Annotated in this window: 2 protein-coding genes and 1 pseudogene; 2 read left to right on the forward strand and 1 reads right to left on the reverse strand. The window is 53.9% G+C overall.

Translation table 11 applies throughout. The features are described 5' to 3' along the window. The coding region (locus tag ACEW8P_RS02930) for a hypothetical protein (protein WP_373511615.1) at positions 1-624 on the reverse strand (624 nt) is incomplete at its 3' end. Between the two features lie 187 nt (positions 625-811). Between ACEW8P_RS02930 and ACEW8P_RS02935 the strand changes: the two genes are divergently transcribed. Together ACEW8P_RS02935 and ACEW8P_RS02940 are read left to right on the forward strand one after the other, a co-directional pair. Then, entirely contained in the window at positions 812-1,495 is a 684-nt protein-coding gene (locus ACEW8P_RS02935; RefSeq protein ID WP_373511616.1) for an arylesterase, read from the forward strand. Positions 1,496-1,516: 21 nt separating this feature from the next. Next, positions 1,517-2,142 (forward strand): annotated as a pseudogene (locus ACEW8P_RS02940) (M1 family peptidase); the annotation flags it as partial.

Genomic DNA, 2,142 nt, shown 5'->3' on the forward strand with positions numbered 1-2,142 from the left:
GGCTTTGGCCCATGTTTCGGCCTCTGCGTCATCCTTGGGAGGGTTGATATGAAAGTCGCGGCGGTCGGGGCCTTTCACGCTTTCGATCATGTCGCTGAAATAATAGACCCGCACTTGCGCCCCGTCTTCGGCGGCTTTGGCAATAATGGGCAGGCTGGCCAAAATGTCCGTCATTTGGTTCGAGGCGCCCGTGTTCTGCTGATTGAGTTTGGCCATAGCCTGACGCAGGAAAATGCCTTTTTCCCGTTGCAGCGACATCTGGAAGGCCGTTTCGATGGTTTCGCGGTCGGTGGCGTTTGCGTTTTCGATGCTTTCTTTTTCGGAGCGCACCGTTAGGGAGAGTGCTTTTGCTTTTGAGGTGTTTTCGTGGATGAAGTAAATTTCCAATTGGTCGCCCTTGTTTGCCATATTACGCTCCACGAGATCGTTGAGCGCCTGGTGGTACTTCTGCTGCACGAAGGCTTCGTTGACGTTGACACTCTGCGTTTTGTCCAAAAACACCAGCGTGTGGACGGGCGCGTCGGGCGGGGAGGTGGTTTCTTCGGCGGGAAGCAAGCCGCAGGCGGCGTTCAGGCCGATCAGACCTAGGAAAGCCAGGAAAATTGGGATCGAGAGAAACTTCATGGCGGGGCTATGTGCTTTATTTTTGGCAAAACTAGATACTTGAAAATTAACCTACAACGCGAAACGGACGAGCGGACGGAATATTTTGCCCTGTTTCGTTGTTGGTTCAGAGTATCGGATGTGCTGTAATAGCAATTGTCCGGGAATGAACCTACATTGAGTTGACCATTTTGTTTTTCGAAGAATCATGCGTTTTTTTTCAAATTTTGCCGGAACACTTTGCCTGATCGCCCTTTTGGCTGGCTGTTCCGAAAATAAAACTACCGAAACTACCCAGCAAGAGTCGGTTGCGCCGAGCGAGACGGCCACGGCTGCACGTGGGGAACCTACTATTCTCTTTTTCGGCAACAGCCTGACGGCGGGCTACGGTGTCGAGCCTTCTGAAGCATTCCCGGCATTGGTTCAGGACAAACTCGACTCGCTGGGTTTGTCATATAAGGTAGTCAACGCGGGCGTGAGCGGCGAAACTACCTCCGGCGGCAATAGCCGCATCGACTGGGTGCTGCGTCAACCCGTGGATGTTTTCGTCCTGGAACTCGGCGGCAACGATGGCCTGCGCGGCATCCCGCTCACCGAAACGCGCCAGAACCTGCAAGCAATCATGGACAAAGTGAAGGCTAAGTACCCCGCCGCCAAAATCATCCTGGCCGGGATGCAGATTCCGCCCAGCATGGGGAGAACCTACGCCACCGAATTCCGCGACCTTTATACCGAATTGGCCGAAGAAAACGACGTCACCTTGATTCCCTTTCTGCTGGAAGGCGTGGGCGGCATTCGCGACCTCAACCAGGCCGACGGCATTCATCCGACGCCCGAGGGACACCGAATTGTGGCTGGCAATGTGTGGGAGGTGTTGGCCAACGAATTGTAAACTTTGTCCGATTTAAAATCCATGTCAAAATACCTCTTCGCCGTCTTATTTTTGGCGGCAATTCCCGGCTTTCTTTTTGCCCAAAAACCCACCTTCACGCATCAGGACACGCTGCGTGGTTCCATCACGCCCGAACGAGCCTGGTGGGATTTGACCTACTACCACCTCGACATCGCCGCCCATCCGGCGGATAGCAGCCTCGATGGCAGCAATACGGTATTTTACAAAGTGATGAAGCCCCACCAAACTATGCAAATCGACCTGCAACCGCCTTTGGCCATTTCCAGAGTCACGCAGGATGGGCAGGAATTAAAGTTCCGCCGCGACTGCAACGCTTATTTTATTTCTTTACAAAAGAAACAAAAAGCCGATCAGTATGAATCGGTGCAGGTTTTTTATTCTGGAAAGCCCAAAATCGCTATCAATCCGCCCTGGGAAGGCGGCGTGCAGTGGGCGCGCGACAGTAACGGGCAGCCGTTCGTGGCGACGAGTTGCCAGGGCCTGGGCAGCAGCGTATGGTGGCCCTGTAAGGACCACATGTACGACGAAACCGACAGCATGCTCATCAGCATCCGTGTTCCTAAGCCGCTGATGAATGTGTCGAACGGGCGACTGCGGAAAGTGACCGAAAATGCGGACGACACCCG

It is taken from the genome of Persicitalea sp. (assembly GCF_041751555.1).
Classification (GTDB): Bacteria; Bacteroidota; Bacteroidia; order Cytophagales; family Spirosomataceae; genus Persicitalea.

Coding starts and splice junctions, on each gene's coding strand:
- ACEW8P_RS02935 (WP_373511616.1), top strand. CDS start 812: ATGCGTTTTTTTTCAAATTTTGCCGGAACACTTTGCCTGATCGCCCTT.